Source organism: Thioreductor micantisoli (assembly GCF_055392745.1).
This window is the reverse complement of sequence record NZ_AP043760.1, coordinates 1,584,238-1,601,983: the sequence shown is the minus strand read 5'-3', so window position 1 is coordinate 1,601,983 and position 17,746 is coordinate 1,584,238. Positions and strand designations below refer to the sequence as shown.

Below are 17,746 nucleotides of genomic sequence, written 5' to 3'. Positions count from 1 at the left end.
ATAAAAGGCCAAAAATGAAACAAACATTAATGGGTAATGAAGCTATTGCATGGGGTTTAATCCACAGTAATACTCAAATGGTGAGTGGCTATCCTGGAACTCCTTCTAGTGAAATTTTAACAACAGTTCAAAATATTAAAAACAAACTTAATTTAGATGTATATGCTGAATGGGCTACAAATGAAAAAGTTGGTTTTGAAGTTGCATATGCTGGAGCCATAGCAGGTCAAAATACAGCTGTAACAATGAAACAAGTTGGGCTAAATGTAGCTAGTGATGCTTTAATGAGTGCAACTTTTATAGGTAATAAAGGAAGTTTTGTATTAATTGTGGCTGATGATCCAGGCTTTTATTCATCACAAAATGAACAAGATAGTAGAGAATTTGCAAGATTTGCAAGGATTCCAGTACTTGATCCATCAACTCCAAAAGAAGATTATGAATTTACAATTAAAGCAGCTGAAATTTCTAAAATGTTTGAAACAATTGTAATGCTTAGAAGTGTTATGAGAGTATCTCATTCAAGAGAAAATATTGAATTAAGAGATACTAAATTTAAATCTCAAAAAGGTAACTTCCAAAGAGATATTCCAAGATTTGCAGCAGTTCCAAGAAATGGAAGATTAAATCAAGCAATTGAACAACAAAAAAGAATTGATAAAATTAGACAATACAATTATGAAGAATTGATAAAACCAAAAATAGATAAGCTTAAAGGTACAAAAGATTTAATCATTACAAGTGGAGCATCTTTTGGATATGTAAAAGAAGTAATTGATGAACTTAAATTGGATATTGATGTTTTAAAAATTGATATGCCATATCCTTTACCTAAAGAATTAAATCAATTGGTCAAAAAATATCAAAAAGTTTTAGTTGTAGAAGAAACTTATCCGGTAATTGAAGAAGAAATTAGAAGTGAAAATGTATATGGTAGAATGAGTGGACATATGCATTTAGTTGATGAAATGAATAAAGAAAGAGTAGTTGAAAGTTTTATAAAAATTGGATTTTATCAAGGTGAAAACAGATATAAACCTGTGTTTATTCCTGAAAATATAAAAGAGAGAAAACCAAATCTATGTCCTGGATGTCCACATAGAGATATATTCTTTTCTATTAAAAAAGTATTTCGTCCTAAAAAATCGATTTATCCTTCAGATATTGGATGTTATACTTTAGGAATTAATCAACAAGCAATTGATACAGTTTTATGTATGGGCGCAAGTGTTTCTATGGCGCATGGATTTAGTATTGCTGATAAAGAAAAAATAGTAATTGCGACGATAGGAGATTCTACATTTTTTCATTCAGGTGTATCACCACTTATAAATGCAGTTTATCAAAAAGCGAAATTTATTTTGGTAATTTTGGATAATTCAACTGTTGCAATGACAGGAAGACAAAATACGCCAGAGAGGGCAAATCCAGATGTTGATTTGAAACAAATAGTCCAAGGTTGTGGCGCGGAAGTTATGGAATATTTTTATGAGTCTGACATTGATAAAACTATTGACTTTTTTAAAGATGTTAAAAAAAGATTTGATGAGGTTGATAGACCTCTTGTAGTTGTTAGCAGACAATTTTGTGTGCTTGATAAAGAGAGGGCAAAAGAAAATTTACAAGGAATATTCGCTAGTGTAGATGAAGAAAAATGTGTAGCTTGTGATATTTGTACTACTCAATTTGTTTGTCCACCAATGAGTTACAATGAAAAAGGAAAAATCAATATAGATCCACTTCTTTGTATTGGATGTGGGGTATGTATTAGTGGAATTTGTCCAACTGATGCATTTATAAGGAGAGAGCCATGAAATATCAAATATTAGTTGCAGGTTTTGGAGGGCAAGGAGTTGTATTTTTAGTAAAAGTTTTGAGTATTTGTGCGGGTAAAAAGGGAATTAAATTTTTAGGTACTGAAAATCACGGAATGAGTCAAAGAGGTGGAAGTGTTAGTTCACATATAAAAATAGGTGATTTTTATAATTCTTTGATTGATTATGCTCAAGCAGATTTAATAATTGGACTAGATAAAAATGAGGCAATGCTTAATCTTCCTTATTTAAAAAGAGGTGGTAAAGTTATCGTAAATGCTGATAATTTTGTTAAAATTGATGCAAAAGTTTATAATGTGGATGCAAATAAATTGATAGAAGAAAATTTATTTGATGTAAAAGGATTAAATGTATTTATGCTTGGAATTGTGTTAGCAAAAGATGATAAATTCCCATTTAGTGTAAATGAAGTAAAAGATGCAATACAAGAGATGAATCCAAGATTTGCTAAAGCTAATTTTGAGATTTTAGATAAAGCTATAGAATATGCAAAAAATATTTGATTTTTTTACTCAAAATAACGAATTTGGGAAAAATATAGGTGTTAAACTTATAGAAGTGAAGTATGGATATGCAAAAGTTCAAATGCAAGTTAAAAAATTTCATTTGAATCTTGCAGGTGTATGTCATGGAGGGGCTATTTTTACATTAGCTGATTATGCTTTTGCGGTAGCTAGTAACTCTTTTGGAAAAGTTTCTTTAGGAATTAATGCAAATATATCATATATAAATGCAGCTAAAGAAGGTGATATTTTAATAGCTGAAGCAAAATTAGTCGATGAAAGTAATAGATTAGGTACTTATGAAATAAAAGTTACAGATAATAATAAAGTAATTGCTTTATTGAATGGGACTGTTTATAAAACTACAAAAAATTTTGAGGAGTTAAAAAATGATTTACAATAAAATTGAAAGTGCAAATAGAGAAGATATTGAAAAGATTCAACTTAACAGATTAAAAGACGTAGTAAAAAGAGTTTATAATTTAACTCCTTTTTATAAGGATAAATTTGATGAAATGGGAATTACTCCTGATGATATTCAATCGTTAGATGATATTCAAAAATTACCATTTACAAAAAAACAGGATTTAAGGAATAATTATCCATTTGGACTTTTTACTGTACCTATGAGCGAAGTGGTAAGAATACATTCATCTTCTGGAACTACTGGAAAACCAACTGTTGTAGGATATACTGCTCATGATATGGATGTGTGGAATGAAGTAATAACTAGATGTTTTTATATGGCTGATATGACAAGTAAAGATATAGTTCATAATGGATATGGTTATGGATTATTTACTGGTGGGCTTGGATTTCATGAAGCTGCTCAAAAAATGGGAGCTACAATTATCCCAGCAAGTGGAGGATTTACCCAAAGACAGCTTATGCTTATGAAAGATTTTGGAGCGACTATTTTGTGTGCTACTCCAAGTTTTGCCCTTCATTTAGCTGAAATAGCTAGAAAAGAAGGTCCTGAATTCAGAAAAGAGTATCAAGTTAGAGCAGGATTTTTTGGAGCTGAACCTACAAGTGAGGGACTTAGAAAAGAAGTTGCTAAAGTATGGGATATAGATTATTATGAAGTGTATGGACTTAGTGAAATTATAGGACCTGGAGTAAGCTGTAGTTGTAATAAAGGTTTGGGATTACATATCAACGAAGACCATTTCTATCCAGAAATTATAGATCCAAAAACTGGAGAAGTTTTACCAGATGGAGAAGAAGGTGAACTTGTTTTAACAACTATTACAAAACAAGCATTACCAATTATTAGATACAGAACAGGAGATATCACAAAACTTCATAGAGAACCTTGTGCGTGTGGTAGAACATTTGTTAGAATGGAAAGTGTAATAGGTAGAGCAGATGATATGTTAATAGTAAATGGAGTGAATGTTTTTCCTTCTCAAGTAGAGCATGTAATTGCAAATACAGAAGGAGTTACTATTAATTACCAAATAATTGTGGATAAAAAGGGATATTTAGATAAATTAGGAATAGTGATTGAAGTTGATGACTCTATTGAATTTAATGATGTTGAAAGAGTAGAAAAAATCAAAAAAGAGTTACAACATTCATTATTAAATAATTTATATATAAATGCAGTTGTTAATTTAGTAGAATCAAAAAGTATAGAAAGAAGTATGGGTAAAGCTCAAAGAATCATAGATAAAAGAAAATAAAATATAGTCGATATTAATAGTAAAAGAAAAAGGAGATAATATGAATGTTAGCAATAATTTAAATGTGACTGCTGGAATGTTTGCTTTTAATAAAGCAAAAGATGTGAAAAATAATCAAGTTTTAGCAGCACTTGGTATGACACCACAAACTGAAAAAGCACAAGAAACAATAGATAATTCTATTAAAGAATCTATTTCAAAAGTAATAGGAAAGGGTTCTGGACTTGATATCCAAGCTTAAGGACTTTTACTTATCAAGAAGAGATTTTATCTCTTTTGATAATGTAGATTACACAGATGTTTTTGACCCATATTTAGATGAAAAGGAAGCTAATCCTATAATGATAATTGGCGAAGCTCCAGGGGCTAATGAAGTAAAAGAAAAGCAACCATTTGTAGGGATGGCCGGTAAAAATTTGGATTATTTGATTGGTTTAAGTAAATATGATAGAAAAAAAGATATTTTGATTACAAATGCGTTTCCTTTTAGAACGTACGCGGGAAATAAAAACAGAACTCCAAAAGCTGGTGAATTAAAAGAGGGTGCAAAACTGTTACTTGAAGAGATAAAAATAGTAAAACCAAAATTAATTTTATTACTTGGTAATTCAGCAATAAAAGCTTTTAGTTATTTACCTTTAGAAAATGCTAAAGAAGTTAAAAATTTTAAAAGAAACTCAATTAATGAATTTAATTTTGGTTTTTATAAAACAAAAATAGGAGTAACTTTTCATCCAAGTCCTATTAGTTTCAATAGAAAAGATATTAGAACTTCTCTAGAGAAGTTTTTTAAGGAGATTTAGTGGAGAGTCAAGTTTTAGCTATAGCTATAAGTGCTATGAAAGTAACTATGATTTTATCATTTCCAGCTCTGTTGGTAGCGATGATAATAGGTCTTTTAATCTCTATTTTTCAAGCAACTACTCAAATTAATGAAATGACATTATCTTTTGTGCCAAAACTTATAGGTATTGCTGTTGTGATAGTTTTAACCGCGCCTTGGGCGATGACTACTTTGATTGATTTTACTACTAGGCTTTTTAAAATGATTCCTACTTTTATACAATGATTATTGATTTTTCTAAACTTTCTACTATTGCAATAGGTTCAAAGCTTGATGTTAAAATAGTAAATGAAGATAATTATAATAATGAATTAATTATTGGACGTGCCTCTAATTCACTTGTATGTGGTGGAAATATAGGTGTTTTAGATGATAAATATAATTTTATAGAGATTAAAAATGGATATTTGAGAGTGGGTGCTAAAACATCGAATAGAGCTTTGTATAATTTCACTAAAAAAAATAATATAGCTGGGTTTGAATTTTTATCAAAACTTCCTGGAAGTATAGGTGGAAGTATTAAAATGAATGCTGGTATGAAAAGTTATGAAATTAGTAATAATTTAGTATTAATTAATCATAAAAGTAAAAATGAGTTTAAGTTTGGATACCGTTATTCACATATAGATGAACCTATTTTTTATGCAGATTTTGAGATAAAAGATGGGTTTAATAGTGAATTAGTAGAAGAGTTTAAAAATATGAGAAAAAATCAGCCAAAGCTCCTAAGTCTGGGAAGTAGTTTCAAAAATCCAGTAGGAAATTATGCAGGGGCAATGATAGAAAAAGTTGGACTTAAAGGTATTAAATTTGGAGATGTTGGATTTAGCGAAGTTCACGCAAATTTTTTGGTAAATTATGGAAATGGAAATTGTGAAAATGTAATAAAAGCTATAAACGAAGCCAAAAAAAGAGTTTTTGAAGAGTTTGGAATAGAGTTACAAGAAGAGATTAAAATAATTTTATAAAGGAATATTATTTGAATAAAAAATTAGTTATTTTTGATTTAGATGGGACTTTGATTGATTCTGTTCCAGATTTGGCGAGTTCTGTGAATTTTATGCTAAAAAGTTTAGGAAGAGAAGAATTTAGTGAAGATATTATTCGTTTTTGGGTAGGAAATGGTGCTGAGGTTTTAGTAAAAAGAGCTTTAAGTGGAGATGTGAAAATAGATGAAAATATTGATAAAAATACTTTTCACAAAGCTAGGAAACTTTTTTTAAATCATTATCATGAAAATCTTTCAAATAAAACTTATTTATATTCAAATGTGAAAAAAACTCTTGAAGAGTTACACAAGAGAAATCATTGTCTTTCAATTGTTACAAATAAACCTTATAAATTTGTAAAACCTATTTTGGAAAAATTAGAAATTATTGAGTATTTTCCATATTATTTAGGAGCTGATTCTTTAGATGAGAAAAAGCCTTCACCTAAACCACTTTTAGAAGTTTGTAACTATTTTGGTGTGGATAGAAAATTGGCTATTATGGTAGGAGATTCGAAAAATGATATTTTAGCGGCAAAAAATGCCAAAATTGATTCAATTGCCGTAAAATATGGTTATAACTATGGAGAAGATATTTCAAAACATAAGCCAACTTTTGAAGTAGATGATATTTTTAAAATTACTAAAATTTTAAAAGGATAAGAATGAAGCTTTTTGGAGTAATTGAAAAAATCTTGAAAACAATTAGTAATTATTATATAATAATTTAACTTATAAAAATAGGAAATAAAAAATGGTAAAAGAATTTGAAGGTGAGGAAAGTTTAAATATTAACACAACTGATATTTATCCAAATGCTACAGTAAAAATCTCTAAAGTTCAATATAGTATTTTTGAACTAAAAAGAAAATATGAAGATATTAAAAGACAGGATATTGTACTAGATCCAGATTTTCAAAGAGGAAGTATTTGGAAATCTAAAAAACAAAAATCTGAACTTATTGAATCTATTTTGATGGGAATACCTATTCCTATGATATATCTTTTTGAAACAAAAGATGGTAAAAAAGAGGTGGTTGATGGACGACAAAGGATTACTACTTTTATGGATTATTTAAATGGTGTTTTTTCTTTAGGTGATTTAAAAATGTTATCAGATTTAAATGGACAAAAATTTGATGATTTAAATCCATTACTACAAGCAAAGATAGAAGATTATCAAATTATGGCGTATGTAATACAACCACCAACACCTGAAAGAGTAAAATTTGATATATTTGATAGAGTAAATAGAGGTGGAACACAACTAAATAACCAAGAAATGAGAAATGCTTTATATCAAGGTCATTCTACAAAACTTTTAAAAGAGTTGGCAGAACTTGAGATATTTAAACAAGCTACAGGAAATAGTATAAAATCAACAAGAATGAAAGATAGATATATCATACTAAGATTTATAGCCTTTTATTTACTTCAAACAAAAAAAATAAAAATAGAGTATAAAAGTAATATTGATGATTTTTTAGCTTATGTTATGGAATATTTAAATTCTTTTGATAATTATGAAGATATTATTTATTTGAAAGATATTTTTATAAAATCTATGACTTTATCATATAAACTTTTTAATGGAGACGGATTTAGGTTTGATACTTACAATCAAAATAAAAGACCAATTAATATGCCACTATTTGAGTCATTATCATATCTATATGTAATTATGTGTGATATTAAGGATAATGATAAACTTAAAAAAGAAGTAATAAATTTGAAACAAGAATTTGATAGTAGTAAAAATTTTGTAAATAGTGTAGATAGTTCAACAAATGTTACATATAGATTTCAAAAAGTAATAGAATTAAGGGAGAAATTGTGTTAAAAAAATTAACAATTAACAATTTTAAAAGTATAGATCTACAAGAATTTGATATGAAGAATATAACAATTTTAACAGGTCTTAATTCAACTGGTAAATCAACAGTTATTCAAGCATTGTTGTTATTATCTTCTATTACTTTTAAAAGTAGATTATTAGATGTTTACATTAAAAAATTCTCAAATTTTTATGCAGTTAGAAATAAATATAAAAATGCTAAAAGTATTTCTTTTAATATTGTTGAAGATGATATTTTCGAGAGTAGTTTAAAAATATCATCAAAAAATCCTATTTATGAGAGTAGGAGACCTTCAACTAGTAATCTTTTAAAATTTGAAGAAAATCTTTTCTATATATCTGCAAATAGAATTGGTCAAGAAGATATAGCTGAACTTGATGAAAATATTAAATTTGGTACAGATGGCAAATATGTATTTGGATATTTTGAACAAAATAAAGATAAAAAAATCATAGATGAATTAATAAGATATAAAGAACATAATACCTTAGATGCACAGCTTAGTTATTGGTTGAAGTATATTCTTGATATAGATTTAAGAATAGAAACATCAAAGATAACAGATTTAAATATAAAAGTGACTTTTCAAAGTGACGGACTTACAGATATATCCCCTTTTAATCTTGGAGCAGGTAACAGCTATTTAGCAAAGATTTTAATTATGGGTCTTAGTTGTAAAAAAAACAATATTTTGATAATTGAAAATCCTGAAATACACTTACACCCAAAGGCACAAGCAAAAATAAGTGATTTTTTTATTATGCTTAGTAATGCAGGTATCCAACTCATAATAGAAACTCATTCTGAACATATACTTAACAAAATGAGATATAATGTGTATAAAAACAACATAAAAAGTGATGAAATTGTGATTTATTATAAAAAAGATATAACTACAAATTTTGATAAATTACTTATAAATCAAAGTGGTCATTTTACAGATGACACTTTTAAAAAAATAGATTTTCCTTCAGGTTTTTTTGATTCAACTTTGGATGAATTATTGGAGATAATGTAGTGAGTAAATCTTTGGTATTGAGTGATGAACTGTTAAAAGAGTTTTATAATTTTAAAAATAATATATCTTGTAATAATATTTATATAGAAAAACTTTTGCATTACTATAAACTATATATTACAAATATAGAACAATTAAAAAGAGCTGGTATCTCAGATAGTATACTATTTCAGCAGTTGGCTCAGAGTGGTCTTATAAATCAATCGCTAGAAGAGTTGGCAAAAATGACTTTATTTAAAACGATTTTAAATACTACTATAGATACTTTTCCATATATTAATATCTTGAATGATCAGATAGAAAATAATTTTACATCTACATTTTATAAAGAGGAAGATAGAGAAAAAGGAAAAGAGCACATTAAAAATCTACTCGAAAATGCAAATCATATTTTTATTTATGATAAATATTTTAGGTTACATTGGGAAAGAACTAAATATTTTTTTGAACAGCTTGTTCCTAAAAGAAAATTAAATATATATTATACAAATAATCATTTTAATCAAAGTGATATAACTAAAATAAAAAATATTTATAAAGATTGGAAAATATCTGAAGATAAAATAAATACAGATTTTAGAAATTTACATGATAGATATCTAATAATAGACAATAAAATAGAGTTGATTTTAACGAGTGGATTTGAAAATATTTTTGATGAAAGCAAAGATTTTACATATATTTTGAAAGTGAAAAAATAGATGAAAATAGCAATTATTGGTGGTGGTATTGCTGGAAGTAGTGCAGCTATTTACTTAGCTAATTTAGGACTTGATGTAACTTTGTTTGAAAAAAAAGAATCACTTGTTGATGGACCTCCGATGTGTCATTTACATGCAGGTGGGAATCTCTATAGAGAAATTTCAGATAATCAATGCATACAACTTCTAAAAGAATCTATAGAACTTCTTAGACTTTATCCAAAAGCTATAGATTTTAGACCTACAATAATTGCTACTCCTACTTTTGATAAAGGAAATTCCCAAGATTTACTTCCGAGATTAGAACTTTTAAAAAAAGAGTATCAAAAACTAATAAATGAAGATAGAAAAAATAAAGTTTTAGGAGAAGTAGAAGATTATTATAAACTATATTCAAAAGATGATATTTTAAAACTAAAAGAAAAAAATGTTACTACTCCAAAAACTTTAGATGACTGGATGGTGCCTTTTGCTAAAAATGTAGATTTAGAAAAACTTAAATTTCCTGTTATTTTAGTTCAAGAATATGGGTTAAATGTGTTTAGAATAGGGGCAAGTGCTTATTTGATTTTAAAAAAATTTCCAAATGCAAAACTTAAATTAAATTCACAAGTTTTAGAAGTAAAAGAAGATAAAAAATTTAAAATAAAATATTTTCAAGATAATAAACTAAACAAAGAAGAGTTTGATTATGTGATTAATTCTGCTGGATTTGAGAGTGGTAAGATTGATGATTCTTTAAATAAAAAAAGAGAAAGATTTGTAGAATTTAAGGCAGCTTATGTAACAAAATGGGAAAACAAAGAACCATTTTGGCCAGAAATTATTTTTCACGGAGAGAGGGGAACACCTAAAGGAATGGGACAATTCACACCATATTTTGGAGGATATTTTCAACTTCATGCAATGACAAAAGATATTACACTTTTTGATAATGGACTTGTAAAAAGTGAGAACAACTCATCTCAACCAAAACTTGATAAAAAATTTATAGAAATTATAGAAAAAGGTTGGGATAAAAATTTAGTAGAAGAGAGAACTAAAAAAGCAGTAAATCATTTATCAAACTTTATTCCCTCTTTTAGCAGCGCAAATGAAGCTTTTAAACCGCTTTATGGAGCACAACAAATTCCAGGGAAGGATGAAACACTTAGAGCTGCTGAAATATCTTTTGATGGAGATAAATATGCACGATGTGAAATAGTAAAAGCTTCATCAGTTTTTGCAATGGCAGATGAGATTGTAAAAAAACTTATAAAATTTGGAATTTTAGATAAAAACTCTATAAAAAAATTAGAAGAAATTAATTTAGATACAAAAGAAGTAGATGAATTAGCTATGAAATTAGCAAAGAGTAGAGGATATCCTAAAGAATTAGGAAAAGTTGTTTTTGGTGTTTAAATACCCATTTTCAACTTAGGTTTATATTCAAACCACTCAACTTCAGGTTTATTATAAAGTTTAAAAATAGCACCATTTCTAACTTTTTGACCTGGATGATTAGGAGTAATTATCTCAACTCCTCCTTTTATCATTGATTCAAGTGTTCCAGTTTTTATTTTTATTCCTAAAAGATTTGCTTTTATAGCCAATACTCCTGTATTAAAAAATTTAGAATTTGTTCTTATTATATTTTCATATTTTGGTTTTATAAAAATAAATATTTCTACATTTTGGGCAGTTTTAGAAAGTTTTATTTTTTCGATATGTCCGATTTTAACTTTTCTATAATAAATAGGTGAATTTACATTCAGTCCAGCTTTTGAAGAAGCTTTTAAAACAATTCTTAATCCTTTTTGATAATATGAATTAATAGGATTTATGCTGTCCAGTATAAATTTATCTTTGAACCCATCATTTTTATCAGCTATTAAAACTATTTTTGAGCCAAAAACAATAGAATCAGGATTTTTGATACCACTTAATCCAGCTTGGAAAGTTTCTAAATAGAGTTTTGAATTTTTACCAAAAAAGTATTTATATTTTTTATTTATTTTTATAATTGTCGTAATATTTTTGTCAAAAATTATATTCTCAACACTTCCGAGTGTAAAGCCTTTGTATTTTAGTTTTGATCCTTGTTTTACTCCATTTGTTTTATCCATTATTAAATTAATTGTGAAATAGTTTCTTTTAGTTAGCTCATCATATTTTAATAGGGTGAAAGTTTTTGTATTATCTATTTTATCTTCTTTTGTAACAAATGAAATTTCTCCATTTACAAGTGAATTAACGGTTGGTGTTTGAATCTTCACGCCATTTAATCCGGCTTTTATATTTATGCCACTTTTTGTATAAAATTTGGTAGTTTTATTGATTAATTTTATAAATGGTTTTTTAATTAAAGTTTTTACTTTAATATAATTATTTTTTGGATTATATCTGTAATCTATAACTTTTCCAGCAGTTAAGCCTTTGTATGTTATAAGTGTATCTTTTTTGATAAAGTCTAAATTTTTTGTAAGAAGTGTAATTATTTTTGCACCACTTTTTTCATAAAGATATTCATCAAGACTATTTTTACTTTTAAAGACTCTAAATCTTTTTTTATTTAAAGATATTTTTTTAGGTGTAACAAAACTAACTCCTCCTAAAACTGCACTTTTTAAATCTGAAATTTGTAAAGAAAAATTATTTAGTGATGCTTTTAATTCTATAGCATTTAATTTATAAAAAAGAGTAGAGTTGTTTATTAAATTTTGATATTTATCATAAATTATAAAGTGATTATAAATTTTATTGTTTATAAGCTCACTTTTTATAAGTTTTCCTACATCAAAACCTTTATAAACTAATGATGAAGCCAATTTTTCATCTGAAATGATGGTAAATTTATATCCTTTTAAAATTGTTTTAGGTATAAAAAGTGAATATTCTTTTTTAGGTTTAGTGCCTTTTATTGTAGTTTGTATTTTTATAGCACCTGTGATTAAATTTTTAAGTGAAGGTATTGTGAATTTAATACCTTTTAGGGATGCTTGAAACTCTAATGAGTTTAAAGGGATAAATTTTGTATCTTGTGATAGTATATTTTTGTATTTATCATAGATAATAGCTGTATAATAAATGTAATCATTTTGAAGGTTTTTATCTATAATTTCCCCTACTTGAATTCCTTTATAAATCAATATAGTTCCGATCGAAAATGAAGAATTTTTTGTTTTAATTGTTGTTGTAATTCCATTTAATACAGGTGTATCTAAGGCTATAAAATTATATTGATTAGGTAGTTTCATAAGCTCTTTTTTTGCTAATTTTGGAGGTAATATTTCGATATAACTTCCGGTAATAATGGTTCCTAAATTTTTGATTCCTTTATTAAGTGAAATTTCGGGAGATACTTTCCAAAATTTAGTCCCTTTTTTTACTAAATAATCATATTTCTTATACATACTTAAATATGCTTTAAAATGATTAAAATTATTTTCATCTATTTTTACATTATCTATATTTCCAACTTTTACACCATTAAACATAATAGGACTTTTTTGTTCTATATTAAGTCCATTAACACTGTTTAAAATAAGTGTAATTTGTTTACCTTTTGTTTCATATTTATCTTTTAGCATAATTACTGCTATTATTATGGCAATTATCGGTATTATCCAATAAATAAATATAATTGATTTTTTCTTTTTTATTGCTTGTTTCATTTTTCATCCCATAAAAGTTTTGTATCAAAATTTTGAGTTGCTAACATTGTAAATATAATAACTAGTGCAAAAGGAATAACAGCTCCTCTGGCTTCTACATGTATTAAATTTCCAAATTGTAAAAATCCAGTCATAATTGTAACAACAAATATGTCTAACATAGAGTATTTTCCTATAAAATCTATTATTTTATATAATTTTGTAGAAAAATAGCTAAATCTATTTTTTCCTATTTTTGCCATTATTATAAGCCAAACAAGAGATAATATTTTAAATATTGGAATAAAAATAGAGGCAAACCATATTATAAAAGCTAAGAAATATTCTCCTTCTTCATAAAACCACATAATACCTCCCCAAATAGTTTGTGGATATTCTACAGTCAATTTTACACTACTCATCATATCGAGTAAATTAGCAGGAATTAGCATAATAAAAGCACTCAATGTATAAAGAGAAGTTTTCAGTAAAGAGTAGGGTTTTCTAGTATATATTCTATTTCCACATCTTTTACATTTTTCTCTTGTAGATTGGAGCGAGGCACATACATTACAAAATACTTGATTATTTTCTTTTGTTCTCATTTGGTTAGTTCCTTATGCCAAACATCTTGAGGATTAAAAAATCTAACTGTTAAAAGAAATGTAAATAAAAATAGAAAAAATAGATATAATCCAATATCTATTTTCATTAAAGAAATAGATTTTAGTTTTATTATAGAGACTAAGACAGCTACTAAATAGACTTCTGCCATATTCCACTCTTTTAAAAAATTATAAACTTTAAAAACAAATGCTATTTTTACTAAATCTTTATGAAATAGAGCAAATCCTGTTATGATAATAATTGAAAAAAGCATCATAATAGGAATTATAAAAATGGTAACTAATAAAATAAATGCAGGTAAAAATAGATTATTGTTTAATAATAAAAAATATGAATCATAAATAGACAAGTTTTTATGGATACCTAAGATACTAATGTTTAAGAGTGGATAAGAAATAGAAATAAATATTAAAAACATAGAAGTTAAAGCTAAGAATAATACAAGCCTGATATCTTTTCCACTTCTATAGACTCTATTTTTACAAATTGGACAGATATATTCACTATTTTTATCTATTTTTGGTAAGTGTAAAATCTCTCCACAAAACTTACATTCTATTGTTTTTATGATATGCCTTTTTATTGACATTTTATCAAAATTTTGTATAATTGAGTTATATAATATTAGAAGGAGTAAAAATGAATAAAAAAATATTACTTAAAATAGCGAGAGAATCTATTTTAGAAGAGCTTGAAAATAAAAAGATTATCAAAAGAGATAAATTAGTTGAAGAGTATCCTTTTTTATTGGAAGAAAGGGCAACATTTGTAACACTTAAAATAGATAATCAATTAAGAGGATGTATTGGCTCAATTCTTCCAAGAAAGCTACTTATTGATGATGTTATTTATAATGCAAAGCAAGCTGCTTTTGCAGATCCAAGATTTTATCCTTTAACACTAGAAGAATATGAAAAAATTCATATAGAAATCAGTATTCTTACAATTCCAGAAATATTAGAATATACAGATAAAATAGATTTAAAAAGAAAAATTACAAATAAGGATGGGATTATTTTGATTTTGGGTGATAAACAAGCTACATTTTTACCATCTGTTTGGGAAGAATTGCCTTCATTTGAACTATTTTTCGCACATTTATGCCTAAAAGCTGGAATAGATAAAAATTGTCTTGATTATCATCCGGTAATTTATACTTATCAAGCTGAAATTGTTGAGGAAAATTAAATAAATGGTAGTGAGAGACGGACTCGAACCGTCGACCTCCGGCTTATGAGACCAGCGCTCTAACCAGCTGAGCTACCTCACCATATTTGAAGAGACGAAATTATAATAAAAAAGAGTTTAATTGTCAAGCAATAATGAGTAATAAATGACTTTCTTACTTGATTTTAGAATTCAATAATTTTAAAAAATCTTGTTCATTCATAGGTTTATAAAAATAAAATCCTTGAATATAATCACATCCTAATGTTTTTAGTACTAAATATTGTTCTTTTGTTTCTACACCTTCTACAATTGATATTATATTTAATTCTTTACATAAATTTATAGTAGTTTTTACTATTTCAAAAGATATTTTATTTGTTAACATTGTTTGAATAAAAGATATATCTATTTTTAATATATCAATAGGAAATTTTATTAAATAGCTCAAAGATGAATATCCAGTTCCAAAATCATCCATAGCAATCAAAATAGTGTTTTGTTTAAATTTATTTAATATTTCTTTTGTATATTCACTGTCGTTTATTAAAGTTCTCTCAAGTAGCTCTACCTCTAATTTATTTGGATGTTTTTGAGCTATTTCTATAATTCTATTTATAATATTCTCATTATTAAATGATTTTAATGATAAGTTAAAAGAAATTTTTAAATTTGTTTGTGAAAGTTTTTTATCAATTTTGTTTAAAATATCCATATCTATTTGTTGAATATAATTACTTTTTTCCAATTCTTCTATAAAATGATAAGGAGATATGATTTCATTATTTTTTTTAATTCTTAATAGTGATTCTGCTCCAATTATTTTTTGTGATTGTGCATCTATATGTGGTTGATAAAATAGAATAAACTCATCATTTTTTAAAGCTTCTTCGATTAAAGCAATTGCATTTTTTTGGTGTTTTATTTGAGTTAAAAATTCATTATTATAAAATGTATAATTATTTATTCCTTCTAATTTTGCTTTTTTTAAGGCAATATTAGCAAGTTCTAATAATTTATTTATATTTTTCCCATCTTTTGGATATATAGAAATTCCTGCATTATAGTCTATTACTAATTTTAAATTATCTATAATATAGGTTTTATTGAAAAAGTATTCAAGAATTTTATTTACTTCAATTAATTGTTCATTTTGTATATCTTCTACAAAAACTAAAAATCCATCATTGTTTTTGGCTATTATAATGTTGTTTTCATATTTATTAAGAATTTTATTTATATCTTTTGATATTTCAACAAATAATAAATCTCCAATCCTTTTACCATATTCAATATTAAAATAGCTAAAATTATTAATATCCGTTGTTATTAATAAATGTTTTTTATTGAGGGATAAAGTTATTGTTTTTTGTACTTCTTTAATAAAAGCATTTTTTGTTAAAAATCCTGTAAGGCTATCTCTATTTTTCATGTTATTTAATAATTTTTTATATTTTTTTTCATTTGTAATATCTTTTCCCATATAAATTACATAATTATTATATGGAATAAATTTACTTAAAAAAAATAATTGTTTATTATCTTTTATTTTATAATTTATTATATCTTCATATATTTCATTATTTTTCATTTTATGTTCTATACTTTCGTATATTTTATTATTTTTCAAAAAAATATTTGTATTTTTACCTATTAGTTCATCTTTTGAATAAGCACTTTTTTCTGTTACCATATCATTTATGTATAAAATTATTCCTTTTTTATCAGTAATTATTATCCATTCATAACTTATATCAATAGCTTGTTTTAAAATATTAGTAAATTTATTTTCTTCTATGATATCTAAAACATATGAAATAATATTTGATATTTCATTGAATAATTCTTTAAACTTACTAAAAAAGTTAATTTCGTTATGACAAATACAAATAGCACCATAAGGTTTATTGTTTTTGAAAATAGGTATTCCAATAGAACTTAAGTAATCTTTTTTCAACATTTCATCTTTTAGAACTTCTATATTTGGATTAATTTTACTATTATCATTAATTACAATTTCACCTCTTAAAAAAGCTTGTGCTACTGGAGTATTTAAAGCAGGCGATTTTCCATTTAGAGGAATTTGTATATTTTTTATACAATTTAAATTATCTTCTACTGTATTTCCCCATGCTATTGGCTTTAGAATATTATTTTTATTTATCATAATAAAAGTAGCATCAAAATTTGCACTTTCTAAAATAAGATCTACTGTTTTTTGAAATAATTCATTTTCTTCTTTTATATGAATTAATTTATTTAATTTAAAAAGAGTTTTAGATATTAGATATGAATGATGTATAATTGTAACATCTATTATTATAATAGAAAGTAGATCTTCATCTTTATATCCTATAAATTCTAATTTTTTATTTTTTTCATTTATTCTTAGAACTTTATCAAAAAAAATATCTGTTTGATTTGATGCTATAAATTGCTTTATTTCTTTTATTTCAAATAATTTTTTTTCAATTTCATTTTCATTACATTCGAAGATATTTAATATTTGCTGTGTAAAAGAAGTCTTGAAATTATTTCTTTTTATAATTAATGCTATATCTATATTATTTATTAAGTTTAACATGAAGCACCTTTTTATATATATTTCATATTGTATCTAAAAAATAATAAAATTTAAATAATAATTTTTATTATTCTAATAATTTTTCTTTTAAAATCTTTTTATCATAAATACTATTAAAAATAATCTAACACTTTTTTTGTCTCAATAGTTTTAAGGGATAGTATGCTACTTCATCAATAAGTCACATCTTAAATATTTTATTAATTCGTGATTTTATTCTTTTTTTTAATATATTTCTATTGACTGCAATTTCATAAATTTGGCAATTTTAGATAACTGGCTTTGGAAGATTTTGTTTGAAATAAA

At 25.5% G+C, this 17,746-nt stretch carries 18 protein-coding genes and 1 tRNA gene; 14 read left to right on the top strand and 5 right to left on the bottom strand.

Going from position 1 to position 17,746, the window contains the following annotated elements; all coding sequences use genetic code 11:
- The first annotated feature begins 14 nt into the window (after positions 1–14).
- The 13 genes from ACZ5OA_RS08555 to ACZ5OA_RS08495 all read left to right on the top strand — a co-directional run bounded on the left by ACZ5OA_RS08555 (position 15) and on the right by ACZ5OA_RS08495 (position 10,831).
- Entirely contained in the window at positions 15–1,814 is a 1,800-nt protein-coding gene (locus ACZ5OA_RS08555; RefSeq protein ID WP_464907429.1) for a thiamine pyrophosphate-dependent enzyme, read from the top strand.
- A complete protein-coding gene (locus ACZ5OA_RS08550; RefSeq protein ID WP_464907428.1) occupies positions 1,811–2,338 on the top strand; it encodes a 2-oxoacid:acceptor oxidoreductase family protein in 528 nt (175 codons plus the stop codon). Before ACZ5OA_RS08555 ends, ACZ5OA_RS08550 begins: the two co-directional genes overlap by 4 nt.
- Entirely contained in the window at positions 2,322–2,741 is a 420-nt protein-coding gene (locus ACZ5OA_RS08545) for a PaaI family thioesterase (RefSeq protein WP_464907427.1), read from the top strand. Before ACZ5OA_RS08550 ends, ACZ5OA_RS08545 begins: the two co-directional genes overlap by 17 nt.
- Positions 2,728–4,023 carry a phenylacetate--CoA ligase family protein gene (locus tag ACZ5OA_RS08540; RefSeq protein ID WP_464907426.1) on the top strand — a complete coding sequence of 432 codons (1,296 nt, stop codon included), beginning with the start codon at positions 2,728–2,730 and terminating at the stop codon, positions 4,021–4,023. Before ACZ5OA_RS08545 ends, ACZ5OA_RS08540 begins: the two co-directional genes overlap by 14 nt.
- A 40-nt stretch (positions 4,024–4,063) precedes the next feature.
- Positions 4,064–4,264: a hypothetical protein gene (locus ACZ5OA_RS08535; protein WP_464907425.1), complete on the top strand. Its 201-nt coding sequence runs from the start codon at positions 4,064–4,066 to the stop codon at positions 4,262–4,264.
- Entirely contained in the window at positions 4,248–4,826 is a 579-nt protein-coding gene (locus tag ACZ5OA_RS08530) for a uracil-DNA glycosylase (protein ID WP_464907424.1), read from the top strand. Before ACZ5OA_RS08535 ends, ACZ5OA_RS08530 begins: the two co-directional genes overlap by 17 nt.
- Positions 4,826–5,092 (top strand): flagellar biosynthesis protein FliQ, encoded by a 267-nt coding sequence (gene fliQ / locus ACZ5OA_RS08525; RefSeq protein WP_464907423.1) that lies wholly within the window; start codon positions 4,826–4,828, stop codon positions 5,090–5,092. Before ACZ5OA_RS08530 ends, fliQ begins: the two co-directional genes overlap by 1 nt.
- The gene (locus ACZ5OA_RS08520) at positions 5,089–5,835 is read left to right on the top strand and encodes a UDP-N-acetylmuramate dehydrogenase (protein WP_464907422.1); all 747 of its coding nucleotides are present in this window, start codon (positions 5,089–5,091) and stop codon (positions 5,833–5,835) included. The genes fliQ and ACZ5OA_RS08520 overlap by 4 nt, the downstream gene beginning before the upstream one ends.
- An 11-nt stretch (positions 5,836–5,846) precedes the next feature.
- Positions 5,847–6,518: a phosphoglycolate phosphatase gene (locus ACZ5OA_RS08515; RefSeq protein ID WP_464907421.1), complete on the top strand. Its 672-nt coding sequence runs from the start codon at positions 5,847–5,849 to the stop codon at positions 6,516–6,518.
- Between the two features lie 91 nt (positions 6,519–6,609).
- The gene (locus ACZ5OA_RS08510) at positions 6,610–7,695 is read left to right on the top strand and encodes a GmrSD restriction endonuclease domain-containing protein (protein WP_464907420.1); all 1,086 of its coding nucleotides are present in this window, start codon (positions 6,610–6,612) and stop codon (positions 7,693–7,695) included.
- Positions 7,689–8,729: an AAA family ATPase gene (locus tag ACZ5OA_RS08505; RefSeq protein WP_464907419.1), complete on the top strand. Its 1,041-nt coding sequence runs from the start codon at positions 7,689–7,691 to the stop codon at positions 8,727–8,729. The genes ACZ5OA_RS08510 and ACZ5OA_RS08505 overlap by 7 nt, the downstream gene beginning before the upstream one ends.
- Positions 8,729–9,430 (top strand): hypothetical protein, encoded by a 702-nt coding sequence (locus tag ACZ5OA_RS08500; RefSeq protein ID WP_464907418.1) that lies wholly within the window; start codon positions 8,729–8,731, stop codon positions 9,428–9,430. Before ACZ5OA_RS08505 ends, ACZ5OA_RS08500 begins: the two co-directional genes overlap by 1 nt.
- On the top strand, positions 9,431–10,831 hold the full coding sequence (locus tag ACZ5OA_RS08495) for an FAD-dependent oxidoreductase (RefSeq protein WP_464907417.1): 1,401 nt from the start codon (positions 9,431–9,433) through the stop codon (positions 10,829–10,831).
- Here the strand turns inward: ACZ5OA_RS08495 and ACZ5OA_RS08490 are convergent.
- Genes ACZ5OA_RS08490 through ACZ5OA_RS08480 form a run of 3 tightly spaced genes read right to left on the bottom strand, consistent with a single transcriptional unit; the run spans position 10,828 to position 14,278 of the window.
- Positions 10,828–13,083 carry an MlaD family protein gene (locus tag ACZ5OA_RS08490; protein WP_464907416.1) on the bottom strand — a complete coding sequence of 752 codons (2,256 nt, stop codon included), beginning with the start codon at positions 13,081–13,083 and terminating at the stop codon, positions 10,828–10,830. The two genes, ACZ5OA_RS08495 and ACZ5OA_RS08490, sit on opposite strands and share 4 nt — an antisense overlap.
- Positions 13,080–13,667, bottom strand: coding sequence for a paraquat-inducible protein A (locus tag ACZ5OA_RS08485; protein WP_464907415.1), 588 nt, complete (start codon positions 13,665–13,667; stop codon positions 13,080–13,082). Before ACZ5OA_RS08485 ends, ACZ5OA_RS08490 begins: the two co-directional genes overlap by 4 nt.
- Complete coding sequence (locus ACZ5OA_RS08480; protein WP_464907414.1) at positions 13,664–14,278, bottom strand: paraquat-inducible protein A; 615 nt, start codon at positions 14,276–14,278, stop codon at positions 13,664–13,666. Before ACZ5OA_RS08480 ends, ACZ5OA_RS08485 begins: the two co-directional genes overlap by 4 nt.
- Positions 14,279–14,328: 50 nt before the next feature.
- Between ACZ5OA_RS08480 and amrA the strand changes: the two genes are divergently transcribed.
- The gene (gene amrA / locus ACZ5OA_RS08475) at positions 14,329–14,877 is read left to right on the top strand and encodes an AmmeMemoRadiSam system protein A (RefSeq protein ID WP_464907413.1); all 549 of its coding nucleotides are present in this window, start codon (positions 14,329–14,331) and stop codon (positions 14,875–14,877) included.
- 5 nt (positions 14,878–14,882) lie between these two features.
- On the opposite strand, the gene ACZ5OA_RS08470 is transcribed toward amrA, so the two are convergent.
- Positions 14,883–14,959, bottom strand: a tRNA-Met gene (locus tag ACZ5OA_RS08470).
- A gap of 72 nt (positions 14,960–15,031) precedes the next feature.
- Positions 15,032–17,440 (bottom strand): sensor domain-containing diguanylate cyclase, encoded by a 2,409-nt coding sequence (locus tag ACZ5OA_RS08465; RefSeq protein WP_464907412.1) that lies wholly within the window; start codon positions 17,438–17,440, stop codon positions 15,032–15,034.
- Between the last annotated feature and the right edge of the window lie 306 nt (positions 17,441–17,746).